Genomic DNA, 19,358 nt, shown 5'->3' with positions numbered 1-19,358 from the left:
GCAAGCCTACTCCCCCTTGCCCCAGCCGTGACCCCCGATGTTTTCCTACGCATTCGCTGGCGCTTTTGCGCCATTGCGGCGAACATTGCCGGCTGATTTTGCTGCCAACGGAGTGACTGTGGCCAACGAGCAACCCAAGGCCCTCGCCGAACTGACCCCACCCACACGGCTACCCTGGCTTAAACGGCTCATCGCCCAGTGCCTTGGGCGTGGCCTGACCCGCATTCAGGCGCAACACCCTCATTCCTGGTGGCTGGGCCATGCCGATGGCCAGCACCAGGGCCGTGACGAAGGCCAGCGCGCAGGGTACGAACGTGGCCATGCGCAAGGGTACGAGGCAGGCCAGCAAGTGCTGGTCATCCGTGACCATCGCCCCGACACCCCGGCCGTGCCCGGCCAGGACGATCACCTGTTCGAGGATTGGCGACTGGCCTTGACCGCCGACCTGAAGAAACGCTTCAAGGCCGACGTCGCCCAGCGCCTGCCCAGCCACGCGCAACCCAGCGCCGCGCAATGGAAACTGATCTTCAGCGACACACCCTCCACCTGCGTGGTGGCCGGGGCAGGGGCGGGCAAATCCACCTCCCTGGTGCTGCGAATCTTGCTGCTGCGTCACTACCTGGGCTACGAACTCGACGCGATGACGGTCGTCACCTTCACCCGCGAGTCGCGCAAGGACTTCATCAAGCGCTTGGTGCAGGTGTTCGCGCTGTGGGATGTTCACCTGCAACCGGCACAGGCGCGCGAACTGGTTCGCACCTTCCACTCCCGCATCCTGCCCCTGGTGCGCAGCCTGCCTGGGTTCGAGCACGTGCGCGCATTCGAGACCCTGGGCAACGAGATGCCCGCCGGGCGCGAGGCCGAGGCCGACAGCAACCCGTTCGACCTGCGCCTGAACGATGCCCAGCGCCAACAGCTCAATCATTGCTACAGCACCCTGCTGGCGGACAGCCCGCGCTTTGCCGAGCTGATCGGCCACTTGCGCAACGAAGCCTTGCAACTCAAGCCAGTGGATCCGGATAACCCCGAGGTGCAGAAACGCGCCCAGGTGACGCAGCTGGCTGCGCAACGCGACGAAGAGCTGTGCGATGTGATCGAGGACCTGTGGTTCGCAGCAGGCGCTTGGCCGATCCAGGGCATTGAGCCGACGCGCGACACCGTGGAGATCCGTGGATGCCGTTTTCATGTACACGGCCGGTTGGGTGCCACAGGGCCCTTGGTGGTATTGGGCTTCGACCCCTCCGAGAGTGCCCAGTACCAACGACCCGGCGCCAAGCTGGCCGTACGCGGGGAGTGGGCAGTCAAACGAACCCTGTTGCAGGCATTCTGCGACCAGCCGTTGATCTGGCTGGACAACTACGCCATGGCCCGGCGCTTGGCCGCTTCGCTGGCGGGCGACGCCGTGACGGGGCCGGGGTTTGAATACAAGGTCAAGGGCGAGCTGTCCGCCGCGCCGCTGCTCGACGCATTCGTCAGTGCCGCGGGCTTTATCGAAAACCTCGGGCTCGAAGTGAACACGGCGATTGCCGACATGCGCTTCGTGCCAGGCGACAGCGACGCGCTGTTCTTCGAAGCGTTAGCCCTTTACTGGAAGGCGTTCGAAGCGCATCTGCTTGATCAGGTCCCTCCGGTCATGAGCTACAACCGCATGTTCGCGCTGTTCGGGGAAAACAATCCGGAAAACCTGCAGCTGTTGCCCGACCCGCTGCTACGGCCGCTGGCGCATCTGATGATCGATGAATTCCAGGACGTCTCGCCGCAAATCGTCAGCTGGCTGCGGGCTTCCCTTCGCGAAATCCGCAGGCGCGGGCCCGGGATGAATGTCGGCCGCCATGCTCAGCACTCGTCCCTGTTGTGCGTGGGCGATGACTGGCAGTCGATCTATGGCTGGCGAGGCAGCTCGCCCAAGTACTTCACCGAATTCACCAAGGCGTTTCCGACGCCCGCCAGCACTCGAGTGATGATGGTGGAAAACTATCGCTGCCAGCAGCAGGTCATCGATGCCGCTGAGCACCTGGTCAAGGGCACACCCACCATCGCCGGCAAGAAGGCCCGAGCCGCTGGCCCTGCCGCTGAACTTGCCGGTTCACCGGTCAAGGTCTTCGAGCGTGACGAGGCCGCCCTGGGCCAGACCCTCATCGAGCATTACCAGCGCGGCGAGTCGGTGCTGATGCTCTACCGCAAGGGCAATGACCGGGCAGCGATGAGCGAACACCTGGAACCTGTGCTTCAGGCCGAGGCAGCAGTGCCCGCCGAGCAGCGGCGTCTTCGCCAACTCACCTACCACAGCGCCAAGGGCTTGCAGGCCGATGCGGTGTTCATGCTGGGCGACTGCCAGTACCTGACCAGCTCGCCCTACAAGAACCAGGTGTATCGCCAGGCGGGCCTGGGCAAGGCGGGCGACCCGCAGCCGTTCGACACCGCCCAGAAAGAGGAGGTGCAGCGCTTGGCCTATGTGGCCGTGACCCGAGCAGTTCAGCATTGCTACTGGCACGTGGAACCGGCCAATGGCGACGCCGCCGTGGCCGCTCGCGCTTCCAGCCGCGTCGATGGCCGCCAGGACTGTTTCGAAGACTGCCGGGGTCGGTGACGGTTAAGTCACCGTCGGTAAGGGGCCAGTGGTGGCCACTGGCTTGCGCCAAGGTGACCTGTCGGCGCCATGCGCGCTCCGGCGCAAGGGTTGCCGCAGACGACAGGCGTCGTGGAATGCGGTGGCGTGTTCGGTCTGGTGTACGTGCATCAGGCTGCCGATCAGGAAGCATCCCCATGCGATCAACCACCACACCCAAGGATCACCCGCTGGACATCAATGGCATCGAAGTGGCGGTGCGCTGCTGGGGCCCGGAGGATGGCATTCCCGTACTGGCCTTGCATGGCTGGTTGGACAACGCCGCCTCGTTCGAGCGCCTGGCACCCCTGCTCGATGGCTGTTTCGTGGTAGCCCCCGACCTGGTCGGCCACGGACGTTCCGACCATCGTCGTCATGACAGCGGCTACTACTTGTGGGAGCACGCCGAGGACATGCTGTCGGTCACCGAAAGCCTTGGCATGCGGCAATTCCATGTGCTGGCGCACGGCATGGGCACCGGTGTGGCTTCGCTGCTGGCCGCCATGACCAGCGGGATCGCGAGCATGACCTTCCTCGACGGTATGGGAGCACCATTCACCGTAGCCGAGCATGACCGCGTGCAGCACCTGGCACGGGCCTATCGCCTCAAGCGCATGGTCCAGCGTACGCAGATGCAGGGCTTCAACGAGCGGGACGTGCAACGCTTCGACGATCTGGACAGCGCGCTGGCGCAGCGCCGCGAACGGCTCGACACCGACCTGTCCCAAGAAGCGGCAAGGTTACTAGCGCTGCGCGACTTGCTCCAGCTCAACGACGGTTATTGCTGGCGACACGACCCGCGGTTGGTGCTCCCAGAGCCCATGCCGCTCACCGAGCCTGAAGCTTGCGCGCTGCTCAGCCAGATTCGCTGCCCGCTGTACCTGATGTTCGGCCGGCAGGGCGCTTTCACTGGCGAGGCTTTCGACCGCCGTGAAGCGGCATTGCCGCCCCAGGCGAAAGTGTCCTGGCACCCAGGCGGCCACCATTTCCACCTCGATGCGCCGGACCGTGCCTTGGTTGATCAACTGCTACGTATCCTCGCGCGCCATGAAGGCGCCGTGTTGCAGCGGCTGGTCAACGAGTAGCGCCCAGGTAAGGTTGCGCCATTCGTTCAGACACACTGGCTTTAGTCAAAGTAGCCTCGCAGGCTGAAGCTGTACCCCGTGTCCGCGGTGGTGTTCGCCACACGCCCGCTACGCTTGCTCAGGACGAACTCGAAGGTGGGCTCGTACAGCCCATCGCGCACGCACGCACCGGCCAGGACTTCGACCTCATACCAACCGTTGTCCAGTTCGATCACCGGGCGGCCGGGCTCACGGTAGCGCGCCATCAAGTCGCCCAGTGTCTTGGGGGTGAAGTACTGGAGGATGCGCCAGGTGTACAGCATCACAGCGCCATGCTCGACGTTCAGCGAATAACCACCGCGCTGGTGCTTGAGCCGGCTGCCCGGCTCGCGCAATTTGGGCATTTGCCCATCGAGCGTGAACACCACGTGATAGGGGAGGTTGTCGACGCCGGCCACAGGCAGCACCACGCCGTCGCGCACGGCCATGTCGCCGCTGTCATGATGGGTGAATTCGTGGGCCAGGTCGTCAGGCAGGCCATGCTCCTGCTTGAAGCGCTCAAGCAGTTGAATGTCACCTAGCAGAAAGTAGTCGACCAGGTCGTTGAGCACTTCGTCGAACTCATGACGCATCGCATGTCCTTGGGCAACGATCGGTAGGGCCGCGCCAGTTGAACTGGCGCAGGCGGTTTGCAAGGGGCGGTCAGTGTAACTGGGTAATCTGGATGAGGTTGCCGCAGGTGTCGTCGAAGATTGCAGTCAAGACGTTATCGACCTCGGCGGGAGCCTGGTGGAACTTGACACCGGCAGCGGATAGCCGGGCATATTCGCCTTGAATGTCACGCACCGCGAAGATCGCGGTGGGGGTACCGTCTTCCTTGAGCGCAGCCTTGTACGCTTTCGCCGCGGGATGCACCTCTGGCTCCAGTTGCAATTGCACGCCGTTGGGGTCGTTGGGCGAGGTCAGGGTCAGCCAGCGGTGCTGGCCCATGGCGAGGTCTTGTTTGGGTTCGAAGCCCAATACGTAATGATAGAAGGCAAGCGCTTTGGCCTGGTCGTCGACAAGAATACGGGTGAGCATGATCTTCATGGGCGCACACCTATGCCGGGGTCGTTAAGTACCAGTAAAGACGGCCCATGGCGTTTGGCAATCCAGCCCAGCATCAAATCGCTATTTTGTTCATGCCATCGGCGTATCCGGGCCGCAAGCTGGCCACTGGCCAATGCAGCACAAGCGTTCAGCCTTCGCAGGTGTGCGCAGCGGCTTGCAGGTCAGCGGCGAATACCTCGGTGACCTTCGTCCGATAGGCTTCAAAGGCTGCGATGGCGCCGGCGATCACGCCAGCTTCCTGTTGTTTGTCGAGTTCAAGGCCGTCGATTGCGCTCACGAACGCCTTCCAATGCAGCGCCCGTCCTTGCGGGTGCGCTGCCAGGTGCCGCGCACCCAGGCCTTCGTCCAGGCCAAGGCGCTGGGTGTGCTTGAACAAGAAAGCGGCGCCCAGGTTCGATCCTTCGCTGCAATACAGCCAGCCCAGTGCATGGGCCGGGTCTACCTTCACGCTCGTCGGCAAGGCAGGTGGCAGTTGTCCCACGTCGCGAATGTCCTGCTCGACCGCTGCAAACCGCGACAGCGACGAGAGGCCCGGCAGCCACGTATTGAGGTGGGGGTCTTCGTAAAGTCCCAAGAGGCTGCCGTGAAAATGATGCTGTACCAGCAGGAAGCGCGCATAGCGCGCCCTGTCCTGAAAAGGGTGGGCGGCCATGACCAACTGATCGACACCGTCATGTTCGCGGTGGGTGGCCGCTTTGAGGCGTTTGCAACGGCTCGTCTCCAGGGGTGGCACGGGTACTGCGATCATTCGGTGAGTCCGTCGCGGGCAGAAAGGCCTCCATGATGCGTGGCGGTGAGCATCGCAGCAAGCGTCAGGCACGGTTATCATGGTCGCCGTATCGTTCAGACCCAAAGGAAAAGCCGGTCATGCCTTCGCTTCAGTTCCGTACGCCGTCCCTGGAGGACGCCAGCCGCTGCCACGCCATCGAGATCGGTGCTTACGAGGGAGACGAAGCGGCCACGCTGGAAAAGATCCAGACGCGCATCAGTCAGTATCCACAAGGTTTTCTAGTGCTTGAAAGCGACGGGGCCATCGTGGGCTTCATCAACAGTGGTTGCGCCCATCAGGTCGTGATGTCGGACGAAGCGTTCAAGGAGCTGGTCGGGCATGACCCCGATGCCCCCAACGTGGTGATCATGTCGGTGGTGGTCGACCCGGCTTACCAGGGCCAAGGTCATGCAAAGCGGTTGATGGAAGCGTTCATTCTGCGGATGAAAGCCTGCGCGAAGCAGACCATCCACTTGATGTGCAAGGAACAGCACGTGCCACTGTACCGCAAGCTGGGCTACAAGTACGTCCAGCCGTCACCTTCCGACCACGGCGGCATGGCGTGGCACGAGATGGTGATGGTGCTGTAAGCCTGTTGCCGTGCGGTGCCTACAGGGTGAGCTTGCCGTCAGACGGGGGCTGGCTTGCCGGCGATGGGCTGCTATGCAGCCCCGCAGGCACTTGGCAGCCAGCACCTTAAGGCACCGCCTTTATCAGCCCGCGACCAACTGATAGGCCAGGCGGTTGTGGCGCTCGAGTACCCGTGGCAGGTCGACAGTCACCAACTGACCTTCCCTGACCACCACCTTGCCGTTGATGACGCTGGTATGCACCTGGGTCGGGGTGCAGAACACCAGCGCTGCAAGCGGGTCATGATGGCCGCCGGCGTAGGCTACATGGCCCAGGTCGAAGGCGACGAAATCGGCGACCATGCCCGGTGCCAATGCGCCGATGTCATCGCGGTTGAGCACCTTGGCACCGCCCAAGGTAGCGATTTCCAGTGCTTCACGGGCCGTCATCGCGTCCGGGCCAAACCCTACGCGTTGCAGCAGCAGGGCCTGGCGAACCTCGCCGATCATGCTGGCACCGTCGTTGGACGCCGATCCGTCCACCCCGAGCCCGACCGGAACGCCATGATCGCGCATGGCGCGTACCGGAGCGATACCGGAAGCCAGACGCATGTTCGAGCATGGGCAATGGGCGACCCCGGTACCGGTGCGGGCGAACAGTTCGATGCCATGCTGGTCCAGTTGCACGCAGTGAGCGTGCCACACGTCGGGCCCGACCCACCCCAGGTCCTCGGCGTACTCGGCAGGGGTCATGCCGAATTTTTCCCGGCTGTAGGCAATGTCATTGACGTTTTCGGCCAGGTGCGTGTGCAGCGATACACCATGTTGGCGAGCCAGAACAGCCGCTTCGCGCATCAGGTCGCGGCTGACCGAGAAGGGCGAGCAGGGCGCGACCACGATCCGGCGCATCGAGCCATGGCTGGCATCGTGGTAGTCCTCGATCAGGCGCTGGGACTTCTTGAGGATATCCGCTTCCTTTTCCACCACCGAGTCCGGCGGCAGCCCGCCCTGGCTCTGACCCACGCTCATGCTGCCGCGAGCAGCATGAAAACGCATGCCAATTTCGGCAGCCGCATGGATGCTGTCGTCGAGCTTGCATCCGTTGGGGTAGATGTACAGGTGATCGCTCGAGGTGGTGCAACCGGAAAGGATCAGCTCAGCCATGGCCGTCTGGGTCGAGACTGAAATCATCTCGGGCGTGAGCCGTGCCCAGATCGGGTACAGCTGGGCGAGCCAGTTGAACAGTTCGCCGTCCTGGGCGGCTGGCACTACCCGGGTCAGGCTCTGGTACATGTGGTGGTGCGTGTTGACCAGCCCAGGGATGACCACCTTGCCGGACATGTCCAGCACCTCGTCCGCCTGTTGGGGAAGGGTTTCGCTGGGGCCAACCTGCTTGATCAGGTTGTCTTCGATGTACAGCCCACCGCCGCGGATTTCGCGACGCTCGCCATCCATGGTGACGAGCAGTTGGGCATTTTTGATCAGTAGCGTTCTTGAAGTGTGTGCAGATGACATGGTTGATGCCTGTTGCAATACGCGCCGGCGATGGCCAGCGTCGTAGGCGACGCGGCTATGTAATCAGGAAACGGGAAAATTGTATACATTGAGCTGATTGGTGAATTTGCGTCAACCCATATGTGAAAATCGGCCAAAAATAAGACCTGCGCGATCGAATAGACTGGCGGCCAACGTCTTGAGAGTTTTTCCATGCCTGCCGCATCTTCCACCGCTTCACCCGTCGACGAAGCTCCACGGGCAGCCATCAGTATTGCCATCCTTGCGTTTTCCGCTTTCCTGATCGTCACCACCGAGTTTCTCATTGTGGGCCTTTTGCCTGCCCTGAGTCGCGACCTGGGGGTGTCCATCTCCATGGCGGGACAACTGGTAACGCTGTTCGCCTTCACGGTCATGTTGGCAGGGCCGTTCCTCACGGCCATGCTGGCGCACCTGGACCGTAAACGGCTGTTCATCACCATCTTGCTGGTCTTTGCCGCGGCCAATGCCCTGGCGGCCGTGGCCGACAATTTCTGGGTACTGGCCGTTGCACGTGTCATACCGGCATTGGCATTACCGGTGTTCTGGGGGACCGCCAGCGAGACAGCAGGGCACCTCGCGGGGCCCGAGCATGCAGGGCGCGCGGTGTCTAAGGTTTACCTCGGCATCTCTGCCGCCATGCTGTTGGGCATCCCGCTGGGCACGTTGGCCGCTGACGCGTTGGGCTGGCGTGGCGCGTTCTGGGCGCTGGCGGTGCTTTCGCTGGTGATGGCCGTGGCGATGAGCGTCTGGATGCCCCACGTGGCCCGTACCGCCAAGGTGGATTTTGCCCGCCAGGCGCGGATCTTCACCGAACGCTTCTTCGTGGCGAACGTGCTGCTGTCGATTCTGGTGTTCACCGCGATGTTCACCGGCTACACCTACTTGGCCGACCTGCTCGAGCGTGTGGCGGGTGTGGCCCCGGCTCACACCGGTTGGTGGCTGATGGGCTTCGGTGCCGTTGGCCTGCTGGGTAACTGGATCGGGGGGCGTGCCGTCGACCACTCCGTTCTCAAGGCTACCGCGGGCTTTCTGGTGCTGCTGGCGATCGGCATGGCCGCGCTGGTGCCCTTGGCCCATGCAGGCCTGGTTTTCTGCCTGGCGCTGGCCTTGTGGGGTGTCGCCAACACGGCGCTCTACCCGGTTTGCCAGGTGCGCGTCATGGCGTCGGTGAGCCACGCCAAGGCACTGGCTGGTACTGCCAACGTGTCGGCTGCCAACGCCGGCATCGGCCTGGGTGCGGTGCTCGGTGGCATGACCATCGACGGTCTGGGGATTGCCTACCTCGGTTATGTGGCCGCCGCAGTCGCGGTGCTGGCGCTGCTGGCAGTGCCCGTGGTAGCCAGGCTGGCACCTCAGACGGGTTCGGCGGCACGCGTGCCGTGAGGCGCGAGCCTGGGCAACAGGTAATCGAGCAAGGCACGCACCTTGGGTAGGTGCTCGCGACGCTTGAGCCAGACCAGGTTCATCGGCAGGCCATCGGTCGCCAGCTCCGGCAGCACCTCGATCATCCGTCCTTGATCGAGGTGCTGCTGGGTCAACCAGGTGGGTAGCTGCCCTATACCGTGGCCGGCCAGCACCGCCGCGACCTCGCCTTCGCCATCACCTACGGCGATGCGCGGCTGTACCGTGCGACGCTCCATCTCGCCAGGCTGGCGCCCTTTGAAGAACCACGGGCTGACCAAGCCGTCGGTGTGCCCATAGCCCACGCAGTGGTGGTGCTCCAGGTCCTCCTCGCTTTGCGGCGTACCGTAGGTGTCGAGGTAGTCGGGGGCTGCACAGAACATCAGGCGCTGGGCGCCAAAGTACTGATGGCCCAGGGCGGCGGGCCATGTATCGGGGCCGCCGATGCGTACCACGATGTCGATGCCTTCCTGCACCGGATCGACGAAACGGTCGGAAAACGATACGTGCGGCTGTAGCAGCGGATGCTGCCGGGTGAACGCTAGGATCAGCGGCAGCACGTGCAGGCGACCGTAGGAGGCGGGCAGGTCAATGCGTACCCGTCCGTGAGGTTCATTACCCGTCGTGGCGAGGGTGTGTTCGACTTCTTCCAGATCGGCCAGCACCGACGTGCAGGTGCGGTAGAAAACCACGCCGGCCTCGCTCAGCGACAACCGGCGTGTGGTGCGCTCGAACAGGCGAACGCCCATGCGCGCCTCAAGGCGCGCAATACTTTTGCTGACCGCCGAGCTGGTAAGGCTCAGTCGCCCGGCCGCTGCCGTGAAGCTGCCAAGGTCGGCGACCGCGACGAAGACGTCGATCCCTTTGAGTCGTTCTGAGGAGTGCATGGCCGGCCTTTACATGGGTTCGTGGTGCAGACCCCGGCAGCATAAGGGATCCTGAGATGGCGTTTCAGGGTTAAAGCATCGGGCAGGGCTGGATAGCGCGTTGCCAACGGAACACCAGCCCATCTTGCACACTCATAGGCTTTGCGCCAGCGCCTTGGGTAGATCATGCTGTACCCACCGGGCCCCGACGCACCAAAGGACTGCCCCCATGTTCCCTCTTGCCTGGATAGCCTGCGCATGACCCTGACGTTACTCACCTTTTTCGGCACCCTGGCCGCCATGGAAGGCGTGGCCTGGTTTGCTCACAAGTACATCATGCACGGCTTCGGCTGGGGCTGGCACCGCTCGCACCATGAGCCACGCACCGGGATCTTCGAGAAGAACGATCTCTACGCCGCGGTGTTCGCCGTGCTGGCGATCATTCTCATCGCCCTGGGCAATGCCGGCTGGTACCCGTTGCAATGGGTAGGCGCAGGCATGACGGCCTACGGTGTCCTGTATTTCGTTGCCCACGACGGCCTGGTCCACCGGCGCTGGCCTTTCAAAGTGGTCCCGCGCAAAGGTTACTTCAAGCGCCTGTACCAGGCACATCGGCTTCATCATGCCGTGCAGGGGCGCGAAGGCTGTGTGTCGTTCGGTTTTCTGTACGTACCCACTATCGAACGGCTGCGTCGGCAACTTCGGGCGCTGCATGGGGGGCCGCTGCGGGCGAAGGGCGCTGCCACAGGCGAGCTGGGCGCTGAGGGTGGCGATGCAGCCGACAGCTCAGCGCCTGCCAAAACCCCGTGACCAAGGCACCGACCTTTTCGAGTTTTGACGTAGACAGCCGGCCGTCCCAGGCGTCGACCCCGGCGCTGTCGACCTTCAGGCCGATGCGCCGGTAAACCTGGCCTGCCGTGGCCACTGCCCACGCCGAGCGAAGCGGCAAGGCCTGCAGCCCGGCCTGGGCGCTGGCGTAGTAGGGTTCGGCGTGGGCGACCAGGCGCCTGGCCAAGGTAGCGACGGCTGCGCGATGACGCACATCGGCCAGGTCGTCTGCACTGAGGTCGAATTCCGACAGCCAAGCCTGAGGCAAGTAGCAGCGCCCGACCTTGGCATCATCGACGATGTCCCGGGCGATGTTAGTCAGCTGCATGGCCAGGCCCAGGTCGCAGGCCCGGTCCAGCACGCGGGCATCTTGAACACCCATGACCCTGGCCATCATCAGGCCCACCACACCTGCTACGTGATAGCAGTAGACCATGACCTCATCCAGGGTCTGGTAGCGGCAGGCGGACACGTCCTGGGCGAAGCCTTCGAGCAAGTCGAAGGCTTCGGCGCGGGGAATGCCGTGGCGCCTGGCCACTTCGCGCAGTGCGGCGAAGGCCGGCTGGTTCACGGGCAAGTCCGCGCAGGCGGCCTCCGTCTGACGCTGCAGATCCAACAGGCGCACCTGCGCTTCTTCCTGGCTGATGACCACCGCATCATGCCCGGCTTGCTGACCATCGATCACGTCATCGCAATGGCGGCACCAGGCATACAACAGCACAGCGCTGCGCCGGGTGTGGGCATCGAACAGCCGGGCTGCTGCGGCAAAGCTTTTCGAACCTACGGCAATGCTGTGTTCGGCATGGGCAAGCAACTGGTCGTGGTTCGGTGCGGTCATGCGCCCAGGTCCTCGAGCATTAGGCCTGCGGTGGCCTTGGCCGAGGCGATCACGCCTGGCACACCGGCCCCTGGGTGCGTGCCTGCCCCCACCAGGTACAGATTGCTCACTTCGCTGTCACGGTTGTGCGGGCGGAACCAGGCGCTCTGGGTCAGGATGGGTTCCAGAGAGAACGCCGACCCCAGGTGGGCATTAAGTTCTTCGCGGAAGTCCAGCGGCGTGAAGGTGCGGCAGGTGACCAAGTCCTCGCGCAGGCCTGGAATGTAGTGACGTTCCAGGTAGTCGAGAATCTTGTCCCGGAACCGTGGCCCTTCCACCTCCCAGTCGATGGCCGCGTTGCCCATGTGCGGTACGGGCGCCAATACGTAGTGGCTCGAGCATCCTTCCGGGGCCAGGCTAGGGTCGGTGGCGCAGGGGGTATGCAGGTAGAGTGAAAAGTCTTCGGCAAGCTCGTGACCGTTGAAGATTTCGTCAATCAGCTCCCGGTAGCGCGGGCCAAAGCACACCGTGTGATGACGCAGTTGCGGCTGCGTGCGCTTGAGCCCGAAGTGCACCACGAACAGCGAGTTGCTAAAGCGCTTGCCCTTGAGCCGCTTGCCTTCCTGTTCACCGCGAGGGTGTTCGGCCAGCAGGTCGGAGTAGGTGTGCACCACATCGGCATTCGAGGCGACTGCGTCTGCCCGCCAGCGCCGCCCGTCCTGGGTGCGCACGCCGGTCACGCGGCTGCCTTGGGTTTCGAACGCGGCCACCTCGGCATTGAGCTCCAGGGTGCCGCCCAGGTCGGTGAACAACTTGGCCATGCCCTGCACCAGCGCGCCCGTGCCGCCTTTGGGGAACCAGACACCCCAGGTGCGCTCCAGCGCATGGATCAGCGTGTAGATCGAGGACGTGGCGAAGGGATTACCCCCGACCAGCAAGGCGTGGAACGAGAACGCCTGGCGCAGTTGGTCATCTTTGATGAACCGCGCCACCATGCTGTAGACGCTGCGCCAGGCTTGCAGGCGAGCCAACTGCGGGCCGGCATGCAGCATGTCGCGAAAAGACAGGAAGGGCACTGCGCCAAGCTTGATATAGCCTTCCTGCAACACGGCCTTGGAATAGGCCAGGAACTGTCGATAGCCTTCCACGTCCTTGGGCTCGAAGGCCTCGATCTGGCGCTCCAGGTCGGCTTGGTCATTGCCATAGTCGAATGCCCGGCCATCCTCCCAGCACAGGCGGTAGAAAGGCGTTACCGGCAGCAATTCCACATACTCATGCATGGGCCGGCCGGCGAGGGTGAACAGGGCTTCGATGGCGCTCGGGTCGGTGATCACCGTGGGGCCTGCGTCGAAGGTAAAGCCTTGGTCGTGATAGACGTAAGCGCGGCCACCTGGTTTGTCGCGCGCCTCGAGCAAGGTCGTGGGGATACCCGCGGCCTGCAGGCGGATGGCTAGGGCCAGGCCGCCAAGGCCTGCGCCGATGACCAGGGCGGATCGTTCGTTGCTCATGGATAATCCTTGAAATGGGCAGGGGAGTGTCGCAAGGCAGCCTTCATGGCCTCGCCGACGGGCACAGGCGGTTTGCCGCACAGGATCCGCAGGCGATCACGCAGCGTACTCTGGCCTGCGTAGAAACGGGCGATCAGCCCCTCAGGCAATCGATAAAAGCGCTGCATCACCTGCCAGCGACGGTTCGGCCGGCCGGCCAGAAACAGCATTCGGTTGAGCAGGCGATAGAACCCTTGCTCACGCCAGCGTCGATGCAGGTAGGCGCCCAACGCGGGCTTGAGCGACGCCGTGTCCTCCAGCGCTTGCGTTGACAACCAGTCGGCCAGGCGCACGGCATCGGGCAGGGAATAACCCGTGGTGCAGTGAAACAATCCGGCCCGCAGGCCAACGGCGAGCGGCCCGTGCTGTTCGTTCCACCAGGCAGGAAAGTCGTCGACCAGGGTAATCGGCAATACGCCCTGTTCTTCACGCAGGCATTCGGCGACGTGCCAGCCGCGCTGCTGCAGGTAGCACTCGATGTGCTGGCGCAGCTGCTGCGCGGCGGGCGCCTGGCTGTCGACGTAATGGGTGTCCTCCACCAGCAAGGTGTCAGCCGTGAACGGCAGGACATAGACAAAGCGATAGCCCTCGCCTTGAGGTACCCGTGCGTCCATCAGAATCGGTGCGACCAAGCCATGGGGGGCCGTCAGACGTACGACCTGCCCGAGGAACGCCTGCTGGCCGAGGACCCGGTGAGGGCTGTGCTGCATGCCCCGGCCATCGATCACCACCGCGGCGTGCAAGGTTTCGCCACTGGCGAGCGTGACATGGCTGGCACCCACTTCGGCGACCGCGCAGTCGGTGCGCAAGCTCGGGCCGAGGGCTGGGGTGATCACCTGCGCGAAACGCTCGCTGGTAATGCTCGCATAGCCGCCTTCCATGCGCCTGGAAAAAGCCGGGAAGTGCACGTGGTACGCAGGCCAGCGCTGTTCCACCAGCGGGGCGAGCCAGCGCAGTTGCTCGGCAGTAAGGTCGGCGTCGTGGAAGGACCACGTATGGTTGCCGCCCAGGACCGGCCCTTGCTCCAGGCACAACACGCGCCATTGCGGGCGCAGCTGCTGCAGTCGCCAGGCGATCAGGCCGTTGGCCAACCCCCCACCTACCAGGATCAGGTCATAGGGCACGGTACATTCTCCGAAATGCTGGGCTGGCCACTGCGCAGAGCGGCTTCGATGAGGCTGGCAGCGCGCTGTACGCCACCGCAGGTGGCAAGCTCGGCTTCAAGCGCCGCATCACGTGGTGCAGCCTCATCAAGCAGCTGACGCAACGCTTGGCCAATGGCCGATGCGCTGGCACGTTTGGAGAGCACCCGGCCCAAGCGGTGATGGCGCACCCGTGCGGCCACGCCGGGCTGATCGAATGCAATGGGCATGACCAGCAGCGGTGTGCCGGCGCACACGGTATCGAGCACCGTGTTCAAGCCGCCATGGCTGATCACCACATTGGCTTGTCGCACAGCCCAGTGCTGGGGGGCGAAGTCGGTCACGACGGTGGCACCGATCTGGCGTAGCCGTGCCTGCTGATGCGCGTCCAACCCGCCGCAGTGAGCCACCAGCAACTGGGCATCCAGGCCCCGGCAAGCCTTGGCAATCCGTGCAAACAGATCGAACCGGTGGCCCTGCAGCGTTCCCAGGCTTGCGAATACCAAAGGCTTGCCGGATTCGAAAGACCAGTTGGGGCTCGCCTGGGAGGGCGTGCTGCGTAAAGGGCCGACGGCGTGAAAGTGCTTGGGTAGATCCGCTCTTGGGAAATCCAGATGCAGAGGTGTCTGGCTCAACTGGGCCAGCGGCGAGAGAAACTCATGGGCACCGCTGCGCGGTGGCAGCCCGTGGCGATGACACGCCTGCACTAAGGTGTCGTGCAGCGGGCGCATGAGCCAGTCATGGACTTGAGCACTGCCTTCGTAGAGGCGCGCATCCAAGCCGAACCCGAAGGGCATCACGGGCAATGGCAAGCCCGGTTCGCGATTGATCGGCAACGCGCAGGCCACCGAAAAGAACGGCAGGTTGCAAGCCTCGGCCACCAAGCCGCCTGCGGGTTCCATCTGGTCGCAGATCATCGCGTCGACCCGATGGTCCCTAAGGGCCTGCGGCAGGTTGCTGATCAGCATGCCGGTGGTGTGCGCCAACTGCTTGATCAAGCGACGCAGACGCAGCGGCCCGGCGGGGTCGGCCACGCGACGCATGGCGAGGTCAAGGCTGCCCGGCGGGCACTCGGCATGGCCAATGGCGACGAAGCCCAGCCGCGAGTCACTCAGCCAGCGTTCGGCTTCGGGCTGGTGAAAGAAACTGACCTGATGGCCGCGTTCGACCAACTCGCCGCCCAGCGCCTGCATGGCTGCAAAATGGCTGGGGTAGGGTGGGGCGACCAGGGCGAAGTGGCTCATTTGAGGTCGAGCTGGGCATTGACCAGTCGGGCCCGGCGCAAGTGCGCCAGCGTGGCGGAGCCGGTACAGAAGCAGGCGATACGCAGTTGCCGGATGATCACGTCGAAATGTGAGATCACCGCTTCGGTAGACGCCATCGCAGACGTCAGCACGCCGGCAGCCTGGCCCACCAAGTCCGCCCCCAGGCGGATGGCCTTGGCCGCGTCCACCCCATCGCGCACCCCACCCGAGGCGATCAGACCAACCGTGGGCACGGCGCGGCGCACGGCAAGCAGGCTCTGGGCGGTCGGAATGCCCCAGCCGCTGAAGGCCATTGCCACCGCACGCTCGGCAGGGTCATTGGCGCGCTCCGCCTCGACAGCGGCCCAGCTCGTGCCGCCGGCGCCGGCCACATCGATCATGGACACGCCAGCGTCGTACAATTGCCGGGCCACGCCTGGGGAGATACCGGCGCCTACTTCCTTGACGATGATGGGCGCGTGAAGCTGCCCGGCGACGTGCTCGATGCAGGCGAGCACCCCGTTCCAGTTGCGGTCGCCCTCGGGCTGAACGGCCTCCTGCAAGGGGTTGAGATGAATGATCAGGGCGCTGGCATCGAGTGTATCGACCGCACGGCGGGCAAGGTCTACACCATCAGCCTCGCGTAACTGGGCGGCGCCCAGGTTTGCCAGGAGCGGGACGTCGGGTGCGAGCCTTCTCAGCTCCGTGGTCAGCCCCTGGTCCTGGCCGCTGCGCAAGCTAACTCGCTGCGAACCCACGCCCATGGCCAGGCCCAAAGCCTGCGCAGCTTCGGCCAGGTGCTGGTTGATAAACCGTGCCCGCTCAGCACCGCCGGTCATCGAACTGATCAGCAGCGGTGCGCGCAGTGCCATGCCGAACAGCTCGGTACCCAGGTTGACGTCTTCCAGGGCCATCTCAGGCAGTGCACAATGTTCGAAACGCAGCGCCGACCAGCCAGCATCGACCCCATGCGAGGTGGTGCCGGCGGCCAGAACGATATCGAGGTGATCATCCTTGCGTTGACTCAACGGGCTTTTGTTCATGCCGGCTCCACTGCCAGGGAATCATCCTGAGGTACGTGCGGTCTGTGTGCTTAGGACAGACAAGTTGTACAACACTACCCGTTTTGTATAGCTAAGCTCATAAAAAGCAAAGCATCAGGCAACGGCGCCTATCAGTCGTTCCTTTTTCATCTACGGTCAATGGGCCGCCCACATCGAGAGGCAAGGATGACGACCATCGCCCCCCCGCACAGCGCTGGCGCTGATCACGATCAGCCACTGGCCGTCGCACATGCGGCCGTAGAAGCCCGGCTGGCGGCATTGCTGCCATCGGCAGGTCACGAGCGTGACCTAGTGGTTGCGGCCATGCGCGACTGCACCCTGGCGCCAGGCAAGCGCTTGCGGCCCCTGCTGTTACTGTTCACGGCACAAGGCCTGGGCGCATGCCCACACGCCGCGCTCGACCTCGGCTGCGCCGTGGAGATGGTGCATGCAGCCTCCCTTGTACTGGACGACCTCCCCTGTATGGACAACGCCGCCTTGCGCCGCGGTCGCCCTACCTTGCACCTGGCGTTTGGGGAAGATGTGGCAGTGTTGACGGCCATTGCCCTGCTCTCCCGTGCGTTCGGGGTTGTGGCGGGGTTGCAGACGGTCGGGCCGGATGTGCGCAGCGACCTGGTCGTGACCCTCACCTCGGCAATCGGTGCCGATGGGCTGGTCAAGGGGCAGTTGCAGGATCTGCGCGACGGTGCACGGCCGCGCACGGCGGCTGAAATTGCCCAGACCAATCAACTCAAGACCGGGGCCTTGTTCTCGGCCTTGCTGGGTATGGCCGGCCGGTTGGCGGGGGCTGGCGAAACCCAGCAGGGCACCTTGCAGCAGTTGGCGGGGGAATTGGGGCAAGCGTTTCAATTGCACGATGATTTGCATGACCGTGACCCTGAGAGCGGCAAGAGCATGGGGTTGGACCAAGGCAAGTCGACCCTGCTGGCCATGTGTGGCGAGATGCAGGTGCGCCAGCGGTTGGAAGCCCATTTGCAGAGCGTCGAACAGTGCCTGACCAGCCTGGGCCTTCAGGCCTCACCGATTGGCGGGGTCTTGCGCAAGGTGTTCGCTTCGAAGGGTGTGCCGGCTGGCGGCAGCACCGTATGGCGTCAAGGCCTGAGCGGGCTTGCGGTGGGTGGGGCAGTCGTGCATCACGTGTAAGACGCAGGACGACGTGCCACAGCGCGAATCCGAGGGTCTACGCGGTCTCGTGTAGGACCGGCCGCGATGGGCCGCGCAGCGGCCCCAAGTTTTTCAGCTCGCCGGAGGCCCGGCGCGGTCGCTCCTCCACGGGGCCGCGGATCCTGCAGAGGCGAACCTAGGGCGCCCCAGCAATTCCAAACTCACTGATCCAATCGCCTGGCATGCCTGGCAAATACCTTTTCCAGCAGTTCCCACATGACCGGGTCAAGGCTGAACGCCACGTTGAAACGCATCCAGCCCGTTGCCCTGGCGTCCACCATGAACAGCTGACCAGGGCCGAGCATGATGCCTTTTTCGAGCGCGTCATCGAGCAACAGCGCGCTGTCGGGGATCGAGGGATGGCGGGTCCAGATGTACATCCCCTCGTTCGATTCCGTGAACAGCTCGAAGCCTAGTCGGTGCAGATGCGCACCCACCCGTTGATGCGCCTCGGCCAGGCGTTGACGCAGGCGCTTGAGGTGCTTGCGCCAGCGACCGTCGATGATGGCGGCGTAGACGACCCGCTCCATGACCTGCGAGGTGGTCAGGCCCGAGCGCATTTTCAGGTGTACCAATTGTTGCGCCAGTTCCGGATTGGCCAGCAGGTAGCCCACCCGCACATTGGGTGAGATGCTTTTCGAGTAACTGCCCACGTAGACCACCTGCTGCAAGTGGTCAAGGCTGGCGAGGCAGGGTTGCGGTTCGGCGATCATGTCGGCGTACAGGTTGTTTTCGACCAGCCGCAAGCCATGCTGGCTGGCCAGTTGCAGCAGGCGATGCAACTGCGGCAGCGGTGTGCGCGAGCACGTTGGGCTGTGCAGGTGAGGCTGGGTGAAGAAGGCCGTGGGCCGGTGTTGCGCCAGCAACTGCTCGAGCTGATTGAGGTCGTAGCCATTGGGCGTGCGCGCCACCCCCAGCAGCGTTGCGCCTTGGGTACGCAGGATGCTCATCAGGTTGGGGTAGCCAGGGTCGTCCACCAGCACCACGTCACCGGGGCGGACCAGCGTACGCACGGCCAGGTCCAGGGCCTGGCTGGCGCCGTGGGTCAACATCAGCTGAGCGGGATTGGCGACGATCGACAGATCCTGCTGCAGGTTCTGCGCCGTCAACGCGCGCAGCTCTGGCAACCCCATGGGATCGCCGTAACCGGACAGTTCCAGCGGGCTGCCAGCCACCTGCCGCAGCCCTCGGCGCAAGCCGTCTTCGTACATCCAGTCGTTGGGCAGCCAACCGCAGCCTGGCTTGAACGGCAACTGCCGGGTTTCGAAGATCTGCTGCAGGTACCACTCGGTGTTGAACGTTGGTCGGCTTGCGTCAGGGTCTGCCGTGTGCGTGTCCAACAGCTCAGCGGCAGCCCGATTGACGAAAAAGCCAGCGTTGCCGCGGCTCACCAGCAGCCCTTGGGCGACCAGGCGATCATAGGCTTCCACCACGGTGAACGTGCTGACCGAGTAGGTGGCGGCGAAGGCGCGGATCGACGGCACCTTGGCGCCAGGCTTGAGCGTTTGGGTGTCGATCAGGGTGCGCAGGCCGTCGATGATCTGGTTGACCAACGGTGTGGAAGCGTCTGGATTCAATTGCAGCATGGGGGACCTTCAGGTGTGTAACGCCAGGTGCTGGCCCGGTGTA

The 19,358-nt window shown here is 63.9% G+C and carries 16 protein-coding genes and 1 pseudogene; 6 read left to right on the top strand and 11 right to left on the bottom strand.

The genetic code is table 11. The features are described 5' to 3' along the window. Nucleotides 1-37 precede the first annotated feature (37 nt). Both NMB38_RS12420 and NMB38_RS12415 read left to right on the top strand, forming a co-directional pair. Nucleotides 38-2,590: a UvrD-helicase domain-containing protein gene (locus tag NMB38_RS12420; RefSeq protein WP_128610426.1), complete on the top strand. Its 2,553-nt coding sequence runs from the start codon at nucleotides 38-40 to the stop codon at nucleotides 2,588-2,590. A gap of 176 nt (nucleotides 2,591-2,766) precedes the next feature. Continuing rightward, a complete protein-coding gene (locus NMB38_RS12415; protein WP_027914793.1) occupies nucleotides 2,767-3,693 on the top strand; it encodes an alpha/beta fold hydrolase in 927 nt (308 codons plus the stop codon). A 41-nt stretch (nucleotides 3,694-3,734) separates the two neighbouring features. On the opposite strand, the gene NMB38_RS12410 is transcribed toward NMB38_RS12415, so the two are convergent. The 3 genes from NMB38_RS12410 to NMB38_RS12400 all read right to left on the bottom strand — a co-directional run bounded on the left by NMB38_RS12410 (nucleotide 3,735) and on the right by NMB38_RS12400 (nucleotide 5,530). Beyond that, a complete protein-coding gene (locus NMB38_RS12410; protein ID WP_027914794.1) occupies nucleotides 3,735-4,304 on the bottom strand; it encodes a hypothetical protein in 570 nt (189 codons plus the stop codon). A 70-nt stretch (nucleotides 4,305-4,374) separates the two neighbouring features. Continuing rightward, nucleotides 4,375-4,761 carry a VOC family protein gene (locus tag NMB38_RS12405; protein WP_027914795.1) on the bottom strand — a complete coding sequence of 129 codons (387 nt, stop codon included), beginning with the start codon at nucleotides 4,759-4,761 and terminating at the stop codon, nucleotides 4,375-4,377. 148 nt (nucleotides 4,762-4,909) lie between these two features. Next, nucleotides 4,910-5,530: a biliverdin-producing heme oxygenase gene (locus tag NMB38_RS12400; RefSeq protein ID WP_028686392.1), complete on the bottom strand. Its 621-nt coding sequence runs from the start codon at nucleotides 5,528-5,530 to the stop codon at nucleotides 4,910-4,912. A gap of 119 nt (nucleotides 5,531-5,649) precedes the next feature. On the opposite strand from NMB38_RS12400, the gene NMB38_RS12395 reads away from it, so the two are divergent. Then, nucleotides 5,650-6,141: a GNAT family N-acetyltransferase gene (locus tag NMB38_RS12395; protein ID WP_049695852.1), complete on the top strand. Its 492-nt coding sequence runs from the start codon at nucleotides 5,650-5,652 to the stop codon at nucleotides 6,139-6,141. 123 nt (nucleotides 6,142-6,264) lie between these two features. Here the strand turns inward: NMB38_RS12395 and NMB38_RS12390 are convergent, their stop codons facing one another. Then, nucleotides 6,265-7,635: an 8-oxoguanine deaminase gene (locus NMB38_RS12390; RefSeq protein ID WP_494354795.1), complete on the bottom strand. Its 1,371-nt coding sequence runs from the start codon at nucleotides 7,633-7,635 to the stop codon at nucleotides 6,265-6,267. Between the two features lie 192 nt (nucleotides 7,636-7,827). Between NMB38_RS12390 and NMB38_RS12385 the strand changes: the two genes are divergently transcribed. Continuing rightward, nucleotides 7,828-9,039, top strand: coding sequence for an MFS transporter (locus NMB38_RS12385; RefSeq protein WP_059183944.1), 1,212 nt, complete (start codon nucleotides 7,828-7,830; stop codon nucleotides 9,037-9,039). Here NMB38_RS12385 and NMB38_RS12380 read toward each other — a convergent pair. Beyond that, nucleotides 9,009-9,944, bottom strand: a complete 936-nt coding sequence (locus NMB38_RS12380; protein ID WP_027914800.1) for a LysR family transcriptional regulator — start codon at nucleotides 9,942-9,944, stop codon at nucleotides 9,009-9,011. The two genes, NMB38_RS12385 and NMB38_RS12380, sit on opposite strands and share 31 nt — an antisense overlap. 237 nt (nucleotides 9,945-10,181) lie before the next feature. Between NMB38_RS12380 and NMB38_RS12375 the strand changes: the two genes are divergently transcribed. Then, nucleotides 10,182-10,733 carry a sterol desaturase family protein gene (locus tag NMB38_RS12375; protein ID WP_080992844.1) on the top strand — a complete coding sequence of 184 codons (552 nt, stop codon included), beginning with the start codon at nucleotides 10,182-10,184 and terminating at the stop codon, nucleotides 10,731-10,733. Here the strand turns inward: NMB38_RS12375 and NMB38_RS12370 are convergent. From NMB38_RS12370 to fni, 5 genes and pseudogenes are all read right to left on the bottom strand, one after another. Further along, a pseudogene (locus NMB38_RS12370) lies at nucleotides 10,657-11,589 on the bottom strand (phytoene/squalene synthase family protein); the annotation flags it as partial. The gene NMB38_RS12375 and the pseudogene NMB38_RS12370 overlap by 77 nt on opposite strands. Then, entirely contained in the window at nucleotides 11,586-13,076 is a 1,491-nt protein-coding gene (locus NMB38_RS12365; RefSeq protein WP_028686387.1) for a phytoene desaturase, read from the bottom strand. The gene NMB38_RS12365 and the pseudogene NMB38_RS12370, both read right to left, overlap by 4 nt. Then, nucleotides 13,073-14,239, bottom strand: a complete 1,167-nt coding sequence (gene crtY, locus NMB38_RS12360) for a lycopene beta-cyclase CrtY (protein ID WP_027914804.1) — start codon at nucleotides 14,237-14,239, stop codon at nucleotides 13,073-13,075. The genes NMB38_RS12365 and crtY overlap by 4 nt, the downstream gene beginning before the upstream one ends. After that, nucleotides 14,224-15,501, bottom strand: a complete 1,278-nt coding sequence (locus NMB38_RS12355) for a glycosyltransferase (protein ID WP_494354794.1) — start codon at nucleotides 15,499-15,501, stop codon at nucleotides 14,224-14,226. The genes crtY and NMB38_RS12355 overlap by 16 nt, the downstream gene beginning before the upstream one ends. Continuing rightward, nucleotides 15,498-16,544 (bottom strand): type 2 isopentenyl-diphosphate Delta-isomerase, encoded by a 1,047-nt coding sequence (fni, locus tag NMB38_RS12350; RefSeq protein ID WP_110607221.1) that lies wholly within the window; start codon nucleotides 16,542-16,544, stop codon nucleotides 15,498-15,500. Before fni ends, NMB38_RS12355 begins: the two co-directional genes overlap by 4 nt. 186 nt (nucleotides 16,545-16,730) lie before the next feature. Between fni and NMB38_RS12345 the strand changes: the two genes are divergently transcribed. Then, the gene (locus NMB38_RS12345; protein ID WP_050437964.1) at nucleotides 16,731-17,708 is read left to right on the top strand and encodes a polyprenyl synthetase family protein; all 978 of its coding nucleotides are present in this window, start codon (nucleotides 16,731-16,733) and stop codon (nucleotides 17,706-17,708) included. Nucleotides 17,709-17,890: 182 nt separating this feature from the next. On the opposite strand, the gene NMB38_RS12340 is transcribed toward NMB38_RS12345, so the two are convergent. Next, nucleotides 17,891-19,315 carry an aminotransferase-like domain-containing protein gene (locus NMB38_RS12340; protein ID WP_140174228.1) on the bottom strand — a complete coding sequence of 475 codons (1,425 nt, stop codon included), beginning with the start codon at nucleotides 19,313-19,315 and terminating at the stop codon, nucleotides 17,891-17,893. Nucleotides 19,316-19,358: the final 43 nt, after the last annotated feature.

The sequence above is a fragment of the Pseudomonas sp. FBCC-B35 genome (assembly GCF_059133755.1).
This window is presented reverse-complemented; position numbering and strand designations above follow the sequence as displayed.